Source organism: Umbribacter vaginalis, assembly GCA_001552935.1.
GTDB classification, from domain to species: Bacteria; Actinomycetota; Coriobacteriia; order Coriobacteriales; family Eggerthellaceae; genus Berryella; species Berryella vaginalis.
This window is the reverse complement of the sequence record KQ959685.1, coordinates 1-19818: the sequence shown is the minus strand read 5'-3', so window position 1 is coordinate 19818 and position 19818 is coordinate 1. Positions and strand designations below refer to the sequence as shown.

The 19818-nt window shown below is 43.0% G+C and carries 17 protein-coding genes; 6 read left to right on the top strand and 11 right to left on the bottom strand.

The genetic code is table 11. The features are described from left to right. Positions 1-111 precede the first annotated feature (111 nt). Positions 112-2430: an SHIRT domain-containing protein gene (locus HMPREF3190_RS03295; protein WP_156425702.1), complete on the bottom strand. Its 2319-nt coding sequence runs from the start codon at positions 2428-2430 to the stop codon at positions 112-114. An 885-nt stretch (positions 2431-3315) separates the two neighbouring features. Here HMPREF3190_RS03295 and HMPREF3190_RS03290 point away from each other — a divergent pair. Further along, positions 3316-4260: a D-alanyl-D-alanine carboxypeptidase family protein gene (locus HMPREF3190_RS03290; RefSeq protein WP_066780365.1), complete on the top strand. Its 945-nt coding sequence runs from the start codon at positions 3316-3318 to the stop codon at positions 4258-4260. Between the two features lie 163 nt (positions 4261-4423). On the opposite strand, the gene HMPREF3190_RS03285 is transcribed toward HMPREF3190_RS03290, so the two are convergent. After that, positions 4424-5635, bottom strand: a complete 1212-nt coding sequence (locus HMPREF3190_RS03285; RefSeq protein WP_449676111.1) for a sensor histidine kinase — start codon at positions 5633-5635, stop codon at positions 4424-4426. A gap of 24 nt (positions 5636-5659) precedes the next feature. Between HMPREF3190_RS03285 and HMPREF3190_RS07570 the strand changes: the two genes are divergently transcribed. After that, positions 5660-5881: a hypothetical protein gene (locus tag HMPREF3190_RS07570; protein ID WP_449676109.1), complete on the top strand. Its 222-nt coding sequence runs from the start codon at positions 5660-5662 to the stop codon at positions 5879-5881. Here the strand turns inward: HMPREF3190_RS07570 and HMPREF3190_RS03280 are convergent. Continuing rightward, positions 5862-6569: a response regulator transcription factor gene (locus HMPREF3190_RS03280; protein ID WP_066780363.1), complete on the bottom strand. Its 708-nt coding sequence runs from the start codon at positions 6567-6569 to the stop codon at positions 5862-5864. The genes HMPREF3190_RS07570 and HMPREF3190_RS03280 overlap by 20 nt on opposite strands. 142 nt (positions 6570-6711) lie before the next feature. Between HMPREF3190_RS03280 and HMPREF3190_RS03275 the strand changes: the two genes are divergently transcribed. The 3 genes from HMPREF3190_RS03275 to HMPREF3190_RS03265 all read left to right on the top strand — a co-directional run bounded on the left by HMPREF3190_RS03275 (position 6712) and on the right by HMPREF3190_RS03265 (position 9124). Continuing rightward, the gene (locus HMPREF3190_RS03275; RefSeq protein ID WP_066780359.1) at positions 6712-7476 is read left to right on the top strand and encodes an ABC transporter ATP-binding protein; all 765 of its coding nucleotides are present in this window, start codon (positions 6712-6714) and stop codon (positions 7474-7476) included. Continuing rightward, positions 7473-8198 (top strand): ABC transporter permease, encoded by a 726-nt coding sequence (locus HMPREF3190_RS03270; RefSeq protein ID WP_066780355.1) that lies wholly within the window; start codon positions 7473-7475, stop codon positions 8196-8198. The genes HMPREF3190_RS03275 and HMPREF3190_RS03270 overlap by 4 nt, the downstream gene beginning before the upstream one ends. Positions 8199-8359: 161 nt before the next feature. Further along, on the top strand, positions 8360-9124 hold the full coding sequence (locus HMPREF3190_RS03265) for an ABC transporter permease (protein WP_066780354.1): 765 nt from the start codon (positions 8360-8362) through the stop codon (positions 9122-9124). Between the two features lie 234 nt (positions 9125-9358). Here the strand turns inward: HMPREF3190_RS03265 and HMPREF3190_RS03255 are convergent, their stop codons facing one another. The 5 genes from HMPREF3190_RS03255 to HMPREF3190_RS03230 form a co-directional block, all read right to left on the bottom strand. Next, a complete protein-coding gene (locus tag HMPREF3190_RS03255) occupies positions 9359-10042 on the bottom strand; it encodes a DNA alkylation repair protein (protein WP_066780350.1) in 684 nt (227 codons plus the stop codon). Positions 10043-10639: 597 nt separating this feature from the next. Then, on the bottom strand, positions 10640-11320 hold the full coding sequence (locus HMPREF3190_RS03250) for a tetratricopeptide repeat protein (protein WP_066780348.1): 681 nt from the start codon (positions 11318-11320) through the stop codon (positions 10640-10642). 567 nt (positions 11321-11887) lie between these two features. After that, the gene (locus HMPREF3190_RS03240) at positions 11888-12286 is read right to left on the bottom strand and encodes a hypothetical protein (protein WP_449674626.1); all 399 of its coding nucleotides are present in this window, start codon (positions 12284-12286) and stop codon (positions 11888-11890) included. A gap of 17 nt (positions 12287-12303) precedes the next feature. Further along, entirely contained in the window at positions 12304-12522 is a 219-nt protein-coding gene (locus HMPREF3190_RS03235; protein WP_055348202.1) for a helix-turn-helix transcriptional regulator, read from the bottom strand. Between the two features lie 430 nt (positions 12523-12952). Next, positions 12953-16393, bottom strand: a complete 3441-nt coding sequence (locus tag HMPREF3190_RS03230) for a G5 domain-containing protein (RefSeq protein WP_066780339.1) — start codon at positions 16391-16393, stop codon at positions 12953-12955. An 834-nt stretch (positions 16394-17227) separates the two neighbouring features. On the opposite strand from HMPREF3190_RS03230, the gene HMPREF3190_RS03220 reads away from it, so the two are divergent. Beyond that, positions 17228-18550, top strand: a complete 1323-nt coding sequence (locus tag HMPREF3190_RS03220; protein ID WP_449676105.1) for a hypothetical protein — start codon at positions 17228-17230, stop codon at positions 18548-18550. A gap of 70 nt (positions 18551-18620) precedes the next feature. Here the strand turns inward: HMPREF3190_RS03220 and HMPREF3190_RS03215 are convergent, their stop codons facing one another. The 3 genes from HMPREF3190_RS03215 to HMPREF3190_RS03210 form a co-directional block, all read right to left on the bottom strand. Beyond that, positions 18621-18782, bottom strand: coding sequence for a hypothetical protein (locus tag HMPREF3190_RS03215; RefSeq protein WP_156425700.1), 162 nt, complete (start codon positions 18780-18782; stop codon positions 18621-18623). An 82-nt stretch (positions 18783-18864) separates the two neighbouring features. Then, positions 18865-19146 carry a type II toxin-antitoxin system YafQ family toxin gene (locus tag HMPREF3190_RS07260; protein WP_082715142.1) on the bottom strand — a complete coding sequence of 94 codons (282 nt, stop codon included), beginning with the start codon at positions 19144-19146 and terminating at the stop codon, positions 18865-18867. Beyond that, positions 19143-19415, bottom strand: coding sequence for a type II toxin-antitoxin system RelB/DinJ family antitoxin (locus tag HMPREF3190_RS03210; protein WP_066780333.1), 273 nt, complete (start codon positions 19413-19415; stop codon positions 19143-19145). The genes HMPREF3190_RS07260 and HMPREF3190_RS03210 overlap by 4 nt, the downstream gene beginning before the upstream one ends. Positions 19416-19818: the final 403 nt, after the last annotated feature.

Genomic DNA, 19818 nt, shown 5'->3' with positions numbered 1-19818 from the left:
TGGAAAGTTTAAGTAGTTTACTCCCTAAACTTCTGATTTTGGAAAGTTTGGGTTATTCGTTCCCTAAACTTTTAGCCACTTCTAGAATCCTCTTGCAGTCTCTAGCAACTTCTAGCGTTTTGGCTGTTTGCTTGTCTTTTGCAGACCCTCTTTTCGCGAACGAAGCGCCTTGCGTGCAGCATAGATAGCACATGCAGAACATGCGGCGCATGTGGTAATCGCCACCGCACTTATGCTCGTCAGCGCACCAAAAGAGCTTGTATCTCCTGTATGGGGCAACGCTGTTCGCGCGCGATCGTAACTAAACGCCAGCGCCGACACCGTTGGAGATTGCAGCGTTGGATTATCCAGCGTTAGAGCTAGCGGCGTGACTGTCTGAGGTGTTGCGGTATGCGCAGGGGTTTGCGTGGGCAACGAAGTATGGGGCAGCGGATTTGGCTCGATAGAAGGCATTTCCGGCTGTTGAGGCTTAATGTTCGGTGGCGTTGGGATAAGCGGGCTTATCTGTGGAAGCTTGCCCGAGGTATCAACAGGCATAAACTTCCATGTTCCAACTAATGTGAGATTCTTGTTCACATTCCCAATTGTTGTTACAGCTTCGCCTTTTCCGTCGACTTTCCAACCAGCGGCACTATCAAAAACCCACGTTCCTGTTTGTTTTGTGCCATCACCAACTACCTCTGGATACGGCTCAAACGGTGCGTCATCTGTTGTGCGCAGGCTGGCGGTATCGATGGTGAAACTCTTGCCGTTATAAACGTTAATCGGTTTTAGCGCATATTGTTTGCTTATGTAATCGGGCAGTGTTTGACCAGGTGTACCGCTTATAAACTTAAACGTTATGTCGTAAGGAACTTCTGCGGGAACCTCTATTTTTTCTTCGCCAAAGGAAATGTTGAAAGGAATAAGCTTGTCGGTATCATTTCCTCCAAGCTGTCGATACACGTAATTCATCTTTCCCGAAAGCGTGCCTTGCGCCGAGCCTTCAATTTGGTACGTTTTACCAGCTTGCGCATCGGTGTTAAACCACACAGGAATAAACTTAATAGTAAGTTCATCAGCCAAAGCGTTTATGCGCTCCTTAATTTCGTCATATGAATAGGCATAGGGCCTCATCAGCTCATTGCCGCGATACCAATCTTTTAATGAAGCCGTTGCAGTTATCACATTGCCTTTTTCTTGAACATCTTTCAGTTCAAAACCGTCAAAGCTTCCCAAAAGTGACGTTGGATCGTTGCGAACACCGCCAATTTTCATGGGGTAGTGTTTGTGCGGTTCATCAGGTAATTCTCTGCTAGGCGATAAGGATATTTCTTGTGGAAGCGTAAAGGTAAGTTTGATCGAAAGGTTTAAGCCTGAAATATACACACGCGAAACGTCATTGATGTTAGTTTTGAGCCAATTTTCAATACTGACAAGGGACGATTTGAACGGTGCGGTGCTAATTTTGGAGTTTATTTCAAGGCCATCGCGCGTAAGGAGCGGTGCGCTGTAATCTTCGTAGACAACCTTTTGTGCTGTGCTGGAAAAGGTAAATTTCCCGATGGCTGGAATACTGGTGTTTTTGCTGTCGGCCGTTAGGGTGTTGCTGTGTATAAGCTGATGATAGTCGTTTTTAGTGGTATCAAGGGGATTGCTTATGCTCGATTTCCCACCAAGAAGCGGCATAGTAAGTTCGTGTGTAATATACGCGCCACCAAAACCGGGCACCCAGGAGCCATGATCATTTTTTTGTAAGTTTAAAATACCAGTTCCTGTAATTTTTTTGTTTTTAACCTGTTCAAGCTGGCTTTTTGTGAACGAAACGTGAGCAGTAAGCTTTACGGTGTTAGTATCGGTTGATCCGTAGAGCTCTTTCCAGGCAGCTTCCTTGAACTTCATGTTCAGCGTAATGGTGTTCGTATGCCGTTTAGAAATGTTCGCACGTGCCGATGTTACCAGCGACGATTGCTTGTCAACGCTGGCAGTGTTTTCCCAGCTAAGAGGCTCAGGCAACGAGATCGAATAGCTGAAATCAAGCTTGGCTGTTTCATCTTTATAATCACGCTCCATTGCTTCTTTAGTAGCTTTCAGCATTTCGCTGACTGGAATATCAAGCGTAAGTTTGCCTGAAAAATGTTGGGCTTCGTCGCTTGTAGCGCTTACCTCAGCTCCTGCTGCGTTTGTAGCGTTTACCTGGAGTGATGCATATTTTCCTACTTCTAAAAGCGGGCTATTTACATTAAGGCCGCCGTAAAAAGGGCCAGGTATACCGCTCAGGTCGATTGATGACGAGGTTCTCGCAGATGAAGCTGCGGTTGCAGGTGATGTGGCTGCAGGTGACTGGCTTGGAGATGCGTTTGAGAAAAAATCAAAAGCGCTTGCAACATTCCATGGATTAAAGAGGGATGCCGATATAAGCCCAGCTACGCTAAGTAATATGGGAAACATCCAACGCGCTTGCTTGCGGTGGCGTCGACGCAGTTTCTTTGTATGTGTGCTCATCAAACGGGAAATCCTCCCACATAATCTCAAAGCGCGGTGCGGTAAGCGCGCATGTTCGCCTGCAATTGCCGCTTGGCTGCTCGCCGACGCGCTGTCTTACGGTATCGCGTCCAGTTTCTGTTTGTGCAGTTGCAATGTGCAGTTACAACAGCATCGTTCAGTTACAACTTTGCTTTGCAACAGTATTGTGTTTTCTATTCATCATTTATAGTTTTGATGAAAGCGTGATAAACCATTATAAATAAAAAAGTATATATTGAAAACAACCCGCAAAGAAATTTTGCGCCTTCGTCGTGGACGCGCTGCATCTTCCATCGTGTGGTGAAGAACGTGTGCGTTGAAGAAAACTTCCGTATACGGCATTTTCTTCCATGAGATTGCGCACTACAATCGAAGTAGAGGCTTGCGTACAAGTCAATGAAGATTTTTCCGTTTGCGTCAATTTTCTTCAATACAGCTTGCTACGCGCCAACCTTCGGGTTGAAACTCCGCCAATCATCGGGTTAAACATCCGCCAATCATCGGAAAATCCTGATAAACGCATAGTTTTGAACATCCGATGTATGAGTACACTCATTCGTTTCTGCATTGGAAACGCTGCGTCCACCCTTAGTGCTTGTGACTGTTCCAGCGGTACACTACCAGTGCTCATACCGTCCTTACCGTTTAACGGTCTCTGGTTATAATGTGTTGCGTAAAATGTTTTATCTCATATATAATGTACCGTAAGTTATGTGTCTCATAGTAAATAGATCGCATGTAATGCAGTTATGTACATTAGATTAGTTAAACATATCGGATTAGTTCTGCGCATGAGATTGGAAGTGAGCAATGAAACGCAACCCTCGTAAGCGAACCGTGATGTTGATAGGCGCTATTGCTTGTTTGATAATTGTGTTTGCTTTTGTGGGCTTGTTTAAAGACAGAATTACGTATTCAAATATTTTTAGAACTTTCAGCGACAAAATTGATTTTGTTGTGAATGCCAACAAGCTTAAAATCCCTGAAGACGCTCTTTCTTTTTCAATATACGATATGGATAACAAGAAATATATATTCTATGAAGGTGGCGGCCAACTACCAACAATTGCAAGTTTAGCGAAGCTTTTTGCTATCGATTATGCGCTTACGGTAGTAAAGCTGGATGATGTTTTTGAAGCTAATGAGGAAACATTGAAGCTTGTTCCTGCTGGCTCATCGCTTGCGTATTTAAAACCTGGAACGTATACAGCTCGCCAGATTATGCAAGCGATGCTTGTGCCATCTGGTAATGACGCAGCGTATGTATTAGCATACAATATTGGAAAAAAGTATTTAGGCGCAGGTCATAGTGCAAAAGACTATGTAAATCATTTTGTGAAGAATCTGAGCTCGCATTTAGTGCATGAGGGGTACCGGAAAACAGAATTATTTGACCCAAGTGGTTTTTCAATGCAAGCGTCTACCAATTTAGACGACATCAACAAGGTAACGCTTAAGCTGCTTGACCATGATTTTGTCAAAGAGTGTATCGGGAAAAGTTCCTTCACCATTTACACAAAGCAGGGCAATTTTACGTGGAAAAACACAAACGAATTTTTAGACACAACATCGCTCTTTTACAATGAACACATTAAAGGCGTAAAAACAGGTACTATGGGATCGTCATATAATCTTATTGCGTTGTACGAGGATAATGGCAAGAACTATTTAATTACTTGCTTAGCATCGCACTCAAATAAAGATAGATATAAAGCAGTTCAGGCTGCTATAAATACCATTATCAATAAAAGGTAGCACGTTGAGCGGTGCTCGTTCTGCACGATGAGTGGTGCCTGCTCTGCACAGTGGGTGTTGCTTGCTCTGCACGGTGAGGTGCACTTCCACTGGCATGGTGATCCAGTTTGCTCACACAGGTTTAACCGCCGCGTTGTATCCATGGTATCTGACGGATTAGCTGTTAGTGCGGTAGTATCAGTGGCAGCTCTAATGTAGTCATAAAGCCGCCATGTTCGCTTTTACTTATCTCAACAGATCCGCTATGAGCGTCAATAATCTGCTCTACAATTAAAAGTCCCAAGCCATGACGCTGTTCGGAAGTACTGGTATCACAGATCATATAGTGCGGTGTATGGTTGAGCATTTCCAGCTGTTCATCTGAAACACCAACACCATTATCCTCAACGCGAATAATGCAATGAGTATCATCTTTGCAAACGGATGTATAAATCGTACACCCATACTCATTATGAACGATGCTGTTCCATATCAAATTTGAGATTGCTCGCTGCAACAATTCTTTATCGATAATACTGGTGCAAACACTGAGGCTTTCTTTTGTATCCCACGTAATGGAAAACCCAGATGGTAGCCCCATATTCATAAAATCAACCACAACATGTCGAACAACAGCAACCACATTTTCTTCTTTTTTCATAAGAGGCTGCATATTATATTCAAGCTTTGAAGCTAAATTAAGGTCGTTAATCAAATTTTTTATGCGTTCGCTTTGTGCCATAATTGTTGCTGCGCAGTTGCGTTCTTCTTGTAAAAGATGGCTCGAATTTTCTAACTGACCAGCGTATCCCATAACCATCGAAAGTGGCGTTCGTATATCGTGTGAAACTCCTGCTATCCAATTTGCACGCGCAGTTTCTTTACGTCTTAACTGTTCTTTTTGTTGCTGCAAAATATCGGACGTGGAATTAATGTGTGCTGCTATTTCTGAAAGTGCTCCTGTTTCTGGAATGTGTACGCGTTCTCCGTCTGATAAGCGCTGTATTCCTTTTGTAATGGGGTTGATTGATGTGAGAAGTTTCATGTTAGCTATTACATAAATCCCAAGAATAAGCACAATATTGATACAAAGAATACTAAGAATAATCTGCGGGAAATCTGAGATGAAGCGGTAATTCCAACTTGGCTGAGAGTGCTTCCAAAAGCTATCGCGTGGAAAGCCAAGAACAACAATGCCCTTGTCATGGGCGCCGACATACGTTGGATAGCTATCAAGATAGCCAGTGCTTATAGTTGCAATATCCGACAACGTGTAATGATATGGAATAGAAGCTGGTACATTGTGTGTTTTCCACACTACGCTACGCGAGCTGTTATCAATAAGCAGTGCCCATGCTCCAGACGTGTGTAATTGAGTAGCTGCGTTTTCTGACAATACGTATACTCCATCTGGACGTTCATGCAAAGCATTGGCCGTTTGTTGCGCTATTTTGTAGGGAGAAGTGTTGGTATCGGTAGCGTAATGAGCGATAAGCACGACACACGTTATAACGTTTATCAGCAGGATGAGTATAGAACTAAGCAGCAAAATGCCTATAAAACGCCGTATCAGTTTTGGCATGCTTTTTATATTAGTTCTCGTCACTTCTCGTCACTTCTCTTTAGTTTTCTTCCACAATAAGCTTGTAGCCTAGTCCTTTGGCTGTTATAAGTGAAACAGGTTGTGATGGGTTAAGCTCGATTTTTTCCCTAATGCGGCGTATATGTGCCATTAACGAATTTTCATATCCAAACGGATTGTCGCCCCACGCTGCTTCACATAAAGCGTCAATGGTTATAATACGCCCTGCATTTCTGTATAGCGCTGAAAGTAAATCGTATTCTTTTGCGGTGAGCGCAATATGTTCGCCGCCTTTTATTACTTCACCAGCCGAAAAGTTAATCTGGCTGTTTTTTAGCTGCACCACAGGGGTTTCATCTTTATAGCAGCGTCTTAAAATTGCTCTTATGCGAAATAGTAGCTCTTTTGGAAGAAAAGGTTTAACGATATAGTCATCCGCGCCCAAACCAAAGCCCTTGAGCTTATCGGCATCTTCCCCGCACGCCGTAAGAAACAAAACAGGACAATCGCTTGAGCGCTTTAATTGCTCCATTAAAGCAAATCCGTTTCCATCAGGAAGCATAACATCAAGAATTGCCAGGTCGGGAGAATGTTTTTCCGTTTCTACAAGAGCAGTTTTCACGTTTTGAGCAGTGCTGATATGGTGAAATCCATATTCATTCAAGATTGATACAACCATGCTAAGAAGTTCTGGCTCATCATCGACAAGTAGTATGTGCTTACATAATAAATAATTGTCCTGATTCATAGCGCTACCTCCTTTCGTTATAGTATGCCATGTAAAGCTGCGTTTTTTGTTTGCGTATGCCAATGTAAGGTAGATGTAAGGCGCACAGAATGTTGTTGCAAGGTTCACGCACTATCATCAAGTGAGGAAAGGAGATAGTGCTATGAACAATATTGTTACAACAGATCGATTAACAAAACAGTACAAATCGTTTATTGCTGTTAATAATGTTTCGCTTCATATTCGGAAAGGAAGTATCTACGGTTTTCTAGGGCCAAATGGAGCAGGAAAATCTACTACGATGAAAATGCTGTTAGGACTTACTGCTCCAACAAGCGGTAGTTTTACTATCGATGCAAAACAGTTTCCTGCTGATCGCATAGCAATTTTAAAGGAAATAGGTTCGTTTATTGAAAGTCCATCGTTTTATGCAAATTTAACAGGGAGAGAAAATCTTGATATTATTCGCCGCATTTTAGGGCTGCCGGGCAATGCAGTTGATGATGCGTTAGAGTTGGTTGGGCTTTCTGAATTTGGCGATCGGCTTGCAAAGAAATATTCACTTGGCATGAAACAACGCTTAGGGCTTGCAGGCGCGTTGCTGGGAAGGCCACCAATTCTAATTTTGGATGAGCCAACAAACGGACTTGATCCTTCGGGCATTCATGAAATTCGTAATTTGATTAAATCGCTACCTCATTTATATGATTGCACGGTGCTTATTTCTTCTCATATGCTATCTGAAATTGAGCTCATGGCAGACGATATTGGGATACTTAATCATGGACGCTTGTTGTTTGAAGGCAGCTTAGATGATCTGCGCCTGCATGCTTTGGCGTCTGGTTTTGCTGCGGATAATTTGGAAGATATGTTTCTATCGATGATTGAAAAAGACAATCTCAACAAAAAACAGAGGGCGCGATTATGAAAACATTAGTAATTGAGCTGCAGAAATGTAGGCGGGCGGGTTTTATTCCTCTTATGGTTGCTGTGGGCATTTTGGGTGCAGCGTATGCTTTTGTAAATTTCATCGTGCGAAAAGACACGTTATTAAACTTACCGTTAGCTCCTATGGACATTCTTTTAACGCAACTGTACGGCATGATTATGGTATTAAACATGTTCGGCATTATCGTTGCAGCTTGCATTATATATAACATGGAATTTAAAGGAAGCGCTGTAAAAAAGCTGTATACGCTGCCTATGAGTGTTCCTGCTATGTATTTTTGTAAATTTCTGCTGATGACAGCATTATTGCTGATTGCTATTTGTATTCAAAATGCCGCTCTTGCCATTATTGGTGTTACCGACTTACCGCATGGTAGTTTTGAGGTAACTACCTTTATATGTTTTGCGAGTTATTCGTTTGTGACTTCGATGCCCGTGTTGTCTTTTATGCTTTTTGTGGCGTCATGGTTTGAAAATATGTGGATTAACCTGGGGATTGGAGTTATTGGATTTCTGAGTGGTATGGCACTTGCTATGTCGAACAATCTGGTTTTTAATGTATCGCCTTTCGTACTTATGCTAAAACCAGCCGTTGCTATGAGTGCGCAACCCGATGGCACCGTTGTAGCAATTGCTCTTTTTGAAATACTTCTGTTTTTAGGTGCTGGATTGTGGGTAGCGCAACATCGTCGCTATGAATAAGTTTCGGGAACTGGCGGTTTGTGCTATCCGTTGCCGCCGTGAGCTGGTGGTTTGCGCATTATGGTGGCACCGTGAACTGGTGGTTTGCGCGATATGGCGTTGGTGTTATGAATAAGCCACGCAAGTGAGTTGAAGATGTTCTGAATAAGGAGAGCATGGACATGAGTTTTTTTGAACTACTTAAAATTGAAGTTCTGAAAGTAAAACGAAGTAAAATCTTTCTTTTAATTTTTATTGCTCCATTGTTAGTTGTTTTATCTGGTGTAGCAAGCCTTCATAGGTATTTCACTCCTGAATACACAAACGCATGGGCAGCTATGTTTATTCAAAGCGCATTGGTATATGCCTATTATCTTCTTCCTTTGAGCATGATTGTTGTGTGCGTGATGATTGCAGGACGGGAAACGGCGAATAATGGAATAGCAAAGATGTTGGCGCTTCCGTTAAGCCGCTATGCACTTTCTGCTGCAAAGTTTTGCGTATTGCTGTGGTATCTGTTTATGGAAATGGCTGTATTTTTCGTAGTATTTGTGCTAGCAGGATTATTTGCAACACAGAGCAGTGGCATTACAGAAACGCTTCCTTTGCCCTATGTGCTGCAATGGTGTTGCGCTTTGTTTTTAACGATGATTCCAAGCGTAGCAATTATGTGGGCAATTACGGTGCTGTTTGACAAGCCGCTGCTATCAGTTGGCTTAAACATACTGCTTGTTATCCCTGGAATTTTAGCAGCTAACACTCCATTGTGGGTAGCATATCCTCCTTGTTATAGCGGCTACTTGGTTTCTCGTTCTTTGCATGCTGTTTCGTCAATGAATGTAGGGGATGGGTTTGCGCTTTTCCCATTTCTGCCTTGCGCTGTTGCAATAGCTGCTTTGGTATTGTTGATAGCTATAACACGCTTTGGGAAAAAGGAGATGCAATAACGCATGCAGGTGTTGGAGACGCGCTGCTCCTGGGCGGTTACGGATAGCGAGGGAAACTCGGTGGGCGCCGGTGGAAACGCGAGCGGTGTGTATGATGTGGGGCTAGGAAAATGCGTCAGCGCTCAATCGGTGCGTGGTGAAACAGGGGGAACGCGGCGGGAGCCGGGAAGTGCCGATGGAAGAGCGGCACCGTTCCTCGCGCTAGTGAATGGCGGTGGTTGTTTGCACGCGCTTCTATTTAAGCGACTTTAAGTACTCTTTTTGCGCTGCTGAAATGCGATTACTTTCTCGCGCTTTCTGAATCGCTTTATTGTGCGTTTGCGCGTCAAGGCAGTGGTTTTCGATGTACGGTATGGTAGCGTCCCATTGTTTTGCCAGCGCCGTTGCAAAAAACCATGCAATCATCATGCGAACATAGTACTCATCACTCTGCGCAGAAACCGGTATGGCCAAATAATCAGGCTTAAACGCCTCATCAAGAAAATGCGTCATTAACATTTCAATACCGAAGCGGCGCGTATAGGTTTCTTCCGATGCCGTCCATGCCTTAATTTTTGCCAATAACGCCGCCTCGTTCGCCTGCTTATACGTCTTAAAGCTTTTGGGTGACAAGATATCGCACACAGCCCAGTTGTCGACGTAGGGCAAAAACGCGTCAATTGCTGCAACACATGCGTCATAGGTTTTCATTTCAGAAAGCAAAAGCGCGTGGAGGATGTTTTCGTCGTAGTAAGTATGCGGCAGATCTTTTAGAAAGTGCTGCTCATCGGTGGTATTGGCAAGCCGTTTTGCAAGCGCCCTGGCCTGTGGAACGCGCACTCCGATAACCGTTGCGCGCGGAATAGTCGGAACCAAACTCGCCTGAAAAGCGGCATATGACGTATCTTGCAGCGCAAATAGCGCTTCTGTGACGTTCATATGTGTACACTCCTATCTGCATAAATACTGTTCAGGTTAACACAACGTAACGCTAACTTACCTGATACAAGTGCAGTTCATTCAAAGATATCTGTTCAAGAACGTTTTTATCTGGCGCGCAATCATTGGGTAATCAACATTATAACGTTGGCATGAAATTCTTTGCGTAGCTTTGCTCTACCGTTTGTGTGTTTATATTTTTCCTGTTAAACGTTCAATTCGTGCACGTTCGTGTAGTTTGCCTGTCAGTGTTACTTGCGTTTGTGTTTATTTGCTTTTGTATGTTTTGTTCGACACGGGCATTAGTACCCATTATGGGCGTAATTTTCAAGTGCAACTTGAATTTAACGCCCAAACGAGGATGCATATCGTAGTGCATGTCGTAGTGTGTGTATGAAACCAGCCCATAGCACAGCTTATCGCACGAGGTACTACTCCCGAGAAATGCGTGTTGATAACTACGTAAAAAGGAAACCGTGCAATAAGGCTACCACGTAAAAAGATTCCCACGTAAAAGGGTATCACGCATCGTATTGAAAAGCACTTCTAGGGAATACACGTTAACAACCACGGCAAGGAGGTAATTTGAGCACTAAGTTATTCCTGTACGTCACTATACTTTTTACGAAAATCGTTAAATTGTGATTGCGCAAGAAGTTCTTGCACGTGCTTATAACTTTTTTCATACATCGTTTGACCATTTGTGATAAATGTTTGATATCCTTGTTCGGCATGCTTAAGAAAAAGATATGCCGCTTCAACGTTGGTGAAAAGCGTGCCTTTTGGTAGAAGCTCTCTTCCAAGTGCAAAACACAAGCTTGGGTAGTCTTGAAGTTCAGTGTATGCCAAGATAACTTCTGGATTGGTGCCCCAGTTTTGATCAACAATGAAATTTGCAGCTTTAAGATAATAATATGTTGATAGTTCCACATCTTTAGTGACCCAGGTATCCCTTGAGTAAATATCTCCCAATTTATAGAGCGCATCAATATGACCGTGAGAGGCAGCTATGCGGAAGTACGCCAAGGCAAGAGAGGTGTTTTGTTCCATATTTCTGCCATAAAGATAGCAGTAACCTAAGTTTGATATGGCATCACAGTTACCCATAGCCGCTGCAATATGATAGTACTGTACTGCGTCAGTATAATTTGACATGGTATAGTGGCGAGCACCCTTTTGATTAAAATATCCATCGTCCTTAGACGCGAGTGCAGCAAAATCTGCAGGTGTGAGCATGCAAGAGTTTTTGTTTTGAGAATTATGTTCCTGATCGGCCATTATGGTACCTCCAAGATCGAATGTCATGCCTGTTGCAAGCCACTACGCTGAGAGTATGTGTAGTGTGGGCGCCTGCGTGGTCGTGTGTGGTGGTCTGCATGGGCGCCTGCGTGGTCGTGTGCGGTGGCCTGCGTGGTCGTCTGCGCGAAAGCTTGCATTTATTATATAACCGCATCGTAGTTGCGCCTAATATCTATTGCAAACTTTTTCTTACATGTTTCGACTTATGGTGACAAACCCATGGTGGCAAACCCATGGTGGCAAAACGAACGTAATATCGGGCGATACGACGAACGTAACGGCGGGCGATGCGATGAGAGTGATTACGAGCGTTGGCCGGAAATAACCATCGGATTACGAAACGAAAGCTACTACAATTGATGAACAGCGAGCGTCATCGAGTTATGAAACGAAAGCAAGTGCATGCGCTGACCAGAAGTAACGTGCAGTGTTCACGTTCGTATTCACGTTTGATACCGCGTTCGCTATTCTCTTGTGATGTTCCCGTTCTTCTTCCCGTTCGTGTTCACGTTCGTACTCTTGTTCCCGTTCGCTTTGCGTAGGTTGTTAGAGATCTCTTCTCCAGTTCTTCGCCACCAAATTCTCCAAATTAGCTTTATTGTCTTTGTTGACTCTTCCCCAGAATCTCACGTCATAACCCATGTTTTTACCAAGATGCAAGAAACGGATAACCTTGTACGTCCACCATGGCTTAAGACTCAATTCCTCAATTTCATGCCACGGCATTAAAACAAAATCGCTCTTGAGCGGCGTGCCCAGTTCCTTTTCGTAAATACCTTTAGGGCTAAAATACACAATGAATTGGCGACTGCTGTCTGTTGCGTAGTACAGTGTATTGATGAAGAGTTTGATGATGTCGCTTTGCCAGTTGTTGTGCTTCACGACCACCAAATAATGTTCCGTGTCGCCAAAAGCCTCTTGTACCTGCGATCTAAGTTCGTCCATGTCATACATAAAAAGGCTCATAATTCACTCCAATCACTGAGTATGAATACTTCTTTGATGTCTTTTCCTAACACGAGAGAAATTTTGTACGCTGTTTCTAAGGTGGGGCTAATGATGTTGTTCTCGTACGCCATAATTGACCTGCGCTTTAGACCGACAGCTTTTGCCAGGCGGTGTTGCGACAGTCCTTTTTCTTTGCGGAATATCGCTATCCTATTTTTGATGACAACTTCCATGTGAACGCCTTTTGGTTACATTTATAGTACCTTGGTGCTATTTATAGTACCATTTTTGAAGTAACAGTCAACCGTTTTTTTGCTTGTCACGAAGAATTTGAAGAAGGGAAGGGGTATGGGGTTCTTGGATCTTTTGGCTCTTTTTGGCTCTTTTTGGCGCGGAATTTTACACCATTATAGGGGCATGACTGAAGGATCAACTTATGTAATTCAACTCTATTTAGAAATAATTCCATAACGGACATATTTCTAAGTTGGTTTCACATCACCAGATAAAACCGACTTATAACCATTTTTCCACTTATCATTCAATCCACTTTGAGTTAAGCCGTTCAATTTCTGGCCTCTTGTGCTTGCTTGTTCGTTTATACGATTCTGGCCTGTAACTGCGAGTTTTACAGGCCAGAATTCATTTACGCAAAGCTCCAGGCTATTCAGACAGATGCTTGCCTTTTCGCGGCGTTTTCTTCTTGTAAAGCACACCAAGCCCGGTAATTGAAAGGCCCAAAGCTGCTAACAGTGTGCCAAGTAAAGATGTTTCGCCTGTTTGGGGCAGCACGTCTGCGCGCATGTGTTTGGGTGCGTGCGTCTTGGCCAATGGATGTTCCGGCGCGAGTGTTTGTGCTGGTTGCATAGGCAGCGCGGGCACTGGCGTGGGCGCTGGCGCTGGTGGATTAGGGGTTGGCACTGGTGTGGGTGCTGGTGTAGGCTCGGGTGTGGGCGTTGGTGTGGGTGCTGGCGTGGGCGTTGGTAGCGGGCCTGGAGTTGGCGCTGGTGGCGTTACGGGGTTCTGCGTATACATCGCATACACGGTCAAATCATTATCTACGGTTGTTGTACCAGTAAACGCTGTACCTTGACCATCGGCTTTTGTGTTCCAACCTTTGAATGTGTAACCAGACTTTATAGGATCTTTTGGCATAGATTGGTCGGTCAAATTATCAGTTGCAATTGCTTGACCCTTTTCAACCTTAACACTTGCAACCTGCTTATCACCATCTTTGAAGGTTACTGTCTTTGGCAAATTCTTAGCCGGTGTCAAATTACCTGCTGGCATAGAGGTGTGCTTTTTCGGATTGGTTAATTTACCTGTATTCGGATCGACATCGTACGTAGTAGTAATAGTCTTATCGCCCTCATGCGTAACCTGCTTATTGCCGACTCTTACCACATGGTCTGTCGGATCGACCTTTTTTTCTTGAGTGTCTTCAACGTCTGCGCTAAGACCGGTAGTTTTATTCACTTTATACGTGGTTGTGACTGTCTTGGAACCGTCTTTACCGGCAGTTTTGTCTTCTTTTGCTTCATAAGCAAGCGTGTCATCCGCAATATAGATAGTCTTGCATTTAATAACTTCAGTTTCGGTTTTCACGTTGCCGACTTTGATGACTTTTTCTTTAGCGGGCGTTGTTGTTTTACTTTCACTAGACTGAACAGTATTCGTCAGTCCCGTATTCTCATCAACTTTATAAATTGTAGTTGTGGTTTTAGTTCCCTTGGCGCCTTCTGTCAGCTGCTCTTTCTTGTAATCAAGGGTGCTGTCGGCCTCATAGACTGTAGTCGGTTGAATATCCTCGGTTTCAACTTTCTTGTTGCCGACTTTGGTTACACCGTTTACGGCTGCCGTAATTTCGACTTTCGGTTCACCTTCGACCCATTTGCCGTTTTCCACTTTACCTGTCGGGGTTGTTATCTTCTCCCCGTCTTTAGGGTCACTTACTTTCTGCGTTTGGCCATAAGGCAGTGATTCATCGGCCACATAAGTCATTTTAGCCTTTAAAACTTCAGAGACTGCTGCTCCGCTGGCAATATCGGTCCACGGGCGCGAGGTTACCACCGTCGGATCACTTAAAGTGCCGTCATCCGGGTTGACTTTATAAGTCTTAGTCGTAGTTGAGCCGTCGTTGTTTTGAATAACTTCCTTATTGCCGACTTGTATAACTTCATTAACCGGTTCCGTGCACAAGCCTTTTTTCGCTTCAACTTCCGACGTTAAGCCAGTTTTAGCATCTACCTTGTAAGTCAAAGCAACTTCTTCTTTGCCGTTTTGTCCGACAGTTTTTGTTTCCTGTTTTTGATAAGTAAGATCCGGATTTCCTTCATAAGTTTTCTTGAAAGGAATCTTGCCGGTCTTTTTCTCTACGTTGCCGACTTTGATGACTTTGTCTATCGCGGCTGTTGTTGTTTTGCTTTCGCTAGACTGAACAGTATTTGTCAGTCCCGTATTCTCATCAACTTTATAAATTGTAGTTGTGGTCTTCGTGCCCTCGGTTCCTTCTGTCGTCTGCTCTTTTTTGTAATCAAGCGAGCTGTCGGCTTGATAGATTACGCCTGGCTGAATCTTCTCTCCTTCAACTTTTTTATTGCCTACGCGTGCTTTACCATCCACAGCCTTTGTTATTTCTTTTTCCGAAGTAGCATCAGGATCCCAAGCGCCGTTCTTAATTGCGCCAGTTATGACTTGCTTTTTACCGTCTTGAGGATTAGGGTCATATTCGACTTTTTTATATTCCAAGTTCGGATCAGCTGTGTACGTCGTCTTGGCTTTTGTTACCTCTTCTTTTATGGTTGCCAAATAATACGTTTGGAAAAGTGCGGTAGGCGAATCAGTATCCTTAACCTCATGCACAGGTACAGGAATAACGTTTTCAGGCAAGTTAAGCGCAGGATTTTTCGTGCGCATTTCCTTAACGGCGTTTATAATCGCTTCGTCAATCTGCGGCTTAACAACCTTCATAGGATCGCTGCATGCTGGTTTTGAAGCGTCAAGTTTGCCGTTATCGTCGATACGCGAATCGTAGACGGCCGGAAGTTCGAGCTCTACCTGCTGTTCCTTGTCCTTGGTTTTGTAAATGACTTTGACTTTTTTATAGTACTTGTACTGTTTGGTTTTATTCTTTTCAAGGATTATTGGGTTATCCGTAATAAGTAGATGTGCGCTTTTGTCTATCCATTCATTATCTTTCTTATACGTAAGGAGAAAGTTTTGACCGTCCATCAACTCTCGAATAGGATTTTTCGGAGCATTTGAATCTTCAACTGTCCAATTATTCGCAATCAAAACACCGTGGAACGAACTGAACATATAATCAACATGTGTCTGATTCATAAACTTTTTATTACTGAAATTAAGGACAAAGCTATCATTATCATTGCCAACGAACGAAAACATATTATCAAAATGCCAGTTTTTTGACACATTCCATCTAGAGAGATCTAATTTACCCTCAAGTTGATGGGCGTCACTAAACATATTTTTCATGATGGTTACGTGAGCTGTATCCCACTTCTCTATTCCATTAATGTGATGTAATCCGTCTAGAATATGAGCTTGTGCAAAGAAGTTTTCCATATCTTTTATAAATTTAATGCTAACATTATCTCCCATATTAATGGTATCAGGTTGTATGCTCATAAACAGAGGCGAGTAATCGTAATCGCCTTTTACATGCATATAAAAATAAATACGCTTATCAAAACGAATTGGCCAATCACGTTTAAGAATAGTATTAGGATTATCCTGTCCGCTGAGCTTCTTTCGCATTCTCTTAAAATCTTCTGTCCAAATGTTGGATGAATCAGAAATGATGCCCTCGTTAGCACCATTTTTAGGACGAATGACATACTCTCGATTAGCTTCATCAATATAGACTTCGCAACCTGCCATTTGCTCAGCTTCCTCTTTCGTTAAGCTCGTGCGCACAGGCGGAAGCGGGTTTTCATTCGACCCTGCAGAAGACGGCAAAACGGCAGCTACTGCCGCATATGCAGGGGTAGGAGCTGCTGCTACTGCGCCAACGGTGGTTGCGCACATGCCAATACTTAAAATAACAGGTAAAACTGCACATGGTTTCTTTTTGTTGCGTTTCATTGTTTCTCCCAATACAGCATAGGAAGCGTATAAAGAATAAGGCGTCTTAAAAGTAGACTTTAATTTACACGTCCCTCGATCAGTAAACTGATCGCTATAATGTTCAATTTCTTTGGGCTTATTTTATGACAGGCAACCGGGCAGTGCAATATACTGTGTGAATTAAAGTATACATTCATTTATAAAACTTTTCGATATGGCTTACATACACCTATGAAACTATCCACATACACCTATCGATATATCATTTCCGGATTCAGGAGGAAGCCAAGTAGCCCTGCAATCAGAATGCCTTCCTTCGTATGTCAGGGTTTTACACTACCACCAACGAGAATAATTTTAGCTAAGATAGCAAGGATATAGTAGCCATACGAGTCTCATTTGCACGTAATGGCCATTTCGCTATGAGCGATCCTGCAAGGAGTGCCGCTTCATGAGCACGTTACAGTGTGATCTCGTGCGCAATCTGCACAAACGTAGCTCATACATGTATAAGGAACGGGCAGGCAAGGAAAAGCACGGGAAGGAACGGGGAACGAACGGGCAGGAACGGAAAAGGAGCAGAAAGGCAAGGAAAGGAGTGTGCAGGAACAGGAACGGGCAGGCAAGGGAAGGAGCTGGTATGCGCCTCTTTTTGTTCCACATTGGCACAACGGCACAAGGACGAACTGACATTATTGTTCGCCATTGTGATTGTCAAATTCCCCCTTGTTCGATATACTCATACTTGCACATATAAATATGCGGACTGCTTAGTTCGGACCCAGAATGGGTCAGGCTCTGTGATGACACCCTCGCTTATGAAGGTGTCATCATTATATAGAGAGGACTACTGTGCACACGATCGCATTGTTATTTGAGGCGTCTCGACGCGATAATTCTTCTCCTGCAATGGCCTGGATGCGAGAGTGGAGTGTCGCGCGTCAAAATCCTTTTTTTGAAGTTCACTGTTTCAACTATGATAGCTTTCTCAAGGGTCACGCTCTCGAATGTGAGCAGGCTTCGCAGCATAATCTGCCAACCATTCTCCGTTGTCACTCAACGAGCGAGGAAAATTATAAGCGTCTTGCGCATGATCTGTCTTTGCACGGTTATAAACTCATAACAGACGTAAGCGCAGCCTTTTCTGGCAAATGGGAGTACAGGGTAGTGCATAATCCCAACTTATCAAAATACCTGCTTGATAGAACTACTGTCGGCGCGTTGGTCGGTTCATGCGGTGGTGAGTATGAGCCGGCAACGGTGTATGTCATTAGAGATGACAATGGACCATTACCCGATTTTAAGGGAGAGTATTTCATCATCAGCGAACATTCTTCCAGTACGTATGAGCAGCGCGTAAACGATTTCATACAAGAAAAGGGAAACGCGTTTACTGGGGAAGCGTTCTTTGAATTATATGCTCCGCGCGTATATTATAAGGGTTGTCCTGTGGTGTACCGCGTGTTTTATTATTACGGGGAGCCCTTTTTTCAATCCTCTACTGAGCCGTTGCGGGAGTATGAAGACGATAATAGCGAAGATAGAACAGAGCTTGCGCGGGAGTCTGCGCAGAAAGTGCCAACGCCGCCTCAGCAGATCATAGATGCCTTTAGAGATATAACGTATAACACATTTTATGCATGTGATTTCACTCTTATAGCTGGTGGAGGGTGGGTGTGTACCCGAATCTTCGACGGGCAAATGTCTGAGGTGCTCGGTTGCTCTCACGAAGAAGAGTTTTATACGGCGTTTTCCCAGTTGATTGCTACCGGGCCAAAAATTCCTGCGTGGATTTGGTGCTTGACCGCAACGGTGCGAGCTGAAAATGTTATAGGAGAAGACAAGCGGCGTGTCCATGGCACACGCCATTTTCGACCTGGCACAAAAGTATTTCTTCATCCACCCAACTGGGATGATCGAGTAGCGGCGATCGGTATTCCTCGCTACACCAACAAATATGTACGCATTGTTATGAGCACTCATAAACTGGAAAATTTCTTGTTAGAAAAAGTTTCTAATCCCGAATTGGTAGCGGCTCTCCAGCATCCCTATGGTAGTTGGCCGTTCGTTCGTATGGCACAAACTTATGTTGGGCGCGGTGTTTGGGACCAAAGCGACGAATGTAAGCAAAGAATTGAACATATGATATCGTATCTGACGCAGTCAACAAGCTAGTTTTGTAACTTATACTGTTGCCCTCAATAATCATCGTGCGCGTTTATGCTTCCAGCGCCATCGTGCTCGTTTAATGCCGCCAACAATATTCCCTCATAAACGAAGCAATCACCTGCAAATCTTCACCCTCATAATATTCAACAAGCAACTTCTTAAACTCAGGAACCTTATGTTCTGGAATAACCAACAAGCCCTTACCATGAGAAATCAAATAATGATTCGCAAAAATCACAGAAGCCCTCTTATTCCCATCTAAAAATATCTGCAACTTCATACAATAAACGCATAATTCAATTTCTTTAAAACGTATCAGTTTATTTGTTAAACAATTCTGAATGTGTACCCAGTCGATATAACATCAAAACAAGAACTTCATTCTTAATTTCATAAACTAAAAGCCAATCTGATTCAATATGACATTCTCTTGTGCCGCTATATTTTCCAGACAGACCGTGATCACAATATTTATTCTCTAACGTGCCCCCATTAGCTAAAATATCAATTATCTCTAAAAGGTTGTCTATATTTTTATTTTGTTTTCTAGCTAATTTAAGGTCTTTTTTGAATTGATTCGTGAATTTTACTTCGTATTTTATAAATCAAGTGCCGTCTTTAAATCTTCCATATTGCGATAACCCTTTACATGAGGATCAGATGCAATCCGTCGTCCCTCCTCAATAGCAGCAATAGTTATGTCATTGGGTGTCTCTAATTTAAGAGAAAAAGGAATCCCGTTCTCACGTATAGTTGTTCGCAAAAACATGTTAATTGCTGTTGTCATATTGAGCCCGAGTTCTGAAAAAATCTTATCAGCTTGTTCTTTAATTTCCTTATCTGTTCTAATATTTAAATTCGTAGTAGCCATATATGATACCTCTTTTTCCTTTTATAATAGACAAATATTAGTTTATATTCAACACATTGTCATTACAACACATAGAGTAATATTGGTCGGTCTTCCAACCAATATTACTACACAATTCTCAGCCCCAAAAAAGCTCAACTAGCACCATCAGCACTTTTACGATAATTATTTTTTAACTGAGTCATTATTTCCATGAGTCTACGTTTTTCTATTTAGAATTATTTTCGTTTCGGAACTTAATCTAAGTAAATTGCGAGGGATAAGCTTATGTGATTCAACTCTATTTAGAAATAATTCCATAACGGGCATATTTTGAAGTTGGATTTACAAAATGAATTCGCACCAACGTTAGATCTTGACCTAAGCTGAGATTCTCTATTCTTTGGTGTCCAAAAGAAATTTG

Coding starts and splice junctions, on each gene's coding strand:
- HMPREF3190_RS03210 (WP_066780333.1), bottom strand. CDS start 19,415: ATGGCTACTACGAATTTAAATATTAGAACAGATAAGGAAATTAAAGAA.
- HMPREF3190_RS03235 (WP_055348202.1), bottom strand. CDS start 12,522: ATGGAAGTTGTCATCAAAAATAGGATAGCGATATTCCGCAAAGAAAAA.
- HMPREF3190_RS03265 (WP_066780354.1), top strand. CDS start 8,360: ATGAGTTTTTTTGAACTACTTAAAATTGAAGTTCTGAAAGTAAAACGA.
- HMPREF3190_RS03280 (WP_066780363.1), bottom strand. CDS start 6,569: ATGAATCAGGACAATTATTTATTATGTAAGCACATACTACTTGTCGAT.
- HMPREF3190_RS03270 (WP_066780355.1), top strand. CDS start 7,473: ATGAAAACATTAGTAATTGAGCTGCAGAAATGTAGGCGGGCGGGTTTT.
- HMPREF3190_RS03250 (WP_066780348.1), bottom strand. CDS start 11,320: ATGGCCGATCAGGAACATAATTCTCAAAACAAAAACTCTTGCATGCTC.
- HMPREF3190_RS03255 (WP_066780350.1), bottom strand. CDS start 10,042: ATGAACGTCACAGAAGCGCTATTTGCGCTGCAAGATACGTCATATGCC.
- HMPREF3190_RS03295 (WP_156425702.1), bottom strand. CDS start 2,430: ATGTTTCCCATATTACTTAGCGTAGCTGGGCTTATATCGGCATCCCTC.
- HMPREF3190_RS03275 (WP_066780359.1), top strand. CDS start 6,712: ATGAACAATATTGTTACAACAGATCGATTAACAAAACAGTACAAATCG.
- HMPREF3190_RS03230 (WP_066780339.1), bottom strand. CDS start 16,393: ATGAAACGCAACAAAAAGAAACCATGTGCAGTTTTACCTGTTATTTTA.
- HMPREF3190_RS07570 (WP_449676109.1), top strand. CDS start 5,660: ATGCAAAGCATTGGCCGTTTGTTGCGCTATTTTGTAGGGAGAAGTGTT.
- HMPREF3190_RS03290 (WP_066780365.1), top strand. CDS start 3,316: ATGAAACGCAACCCTCGTAAGCGAACCGTGATGTTGATAGGCGCTATT.
- HMPREF3190_RS03240 (WP_449674626.1), bottom strand. CDS start 12,286: ATGGACGAACTTAGATCGCAGGTACAAGAGGCTTTTGGCGACACGGAA.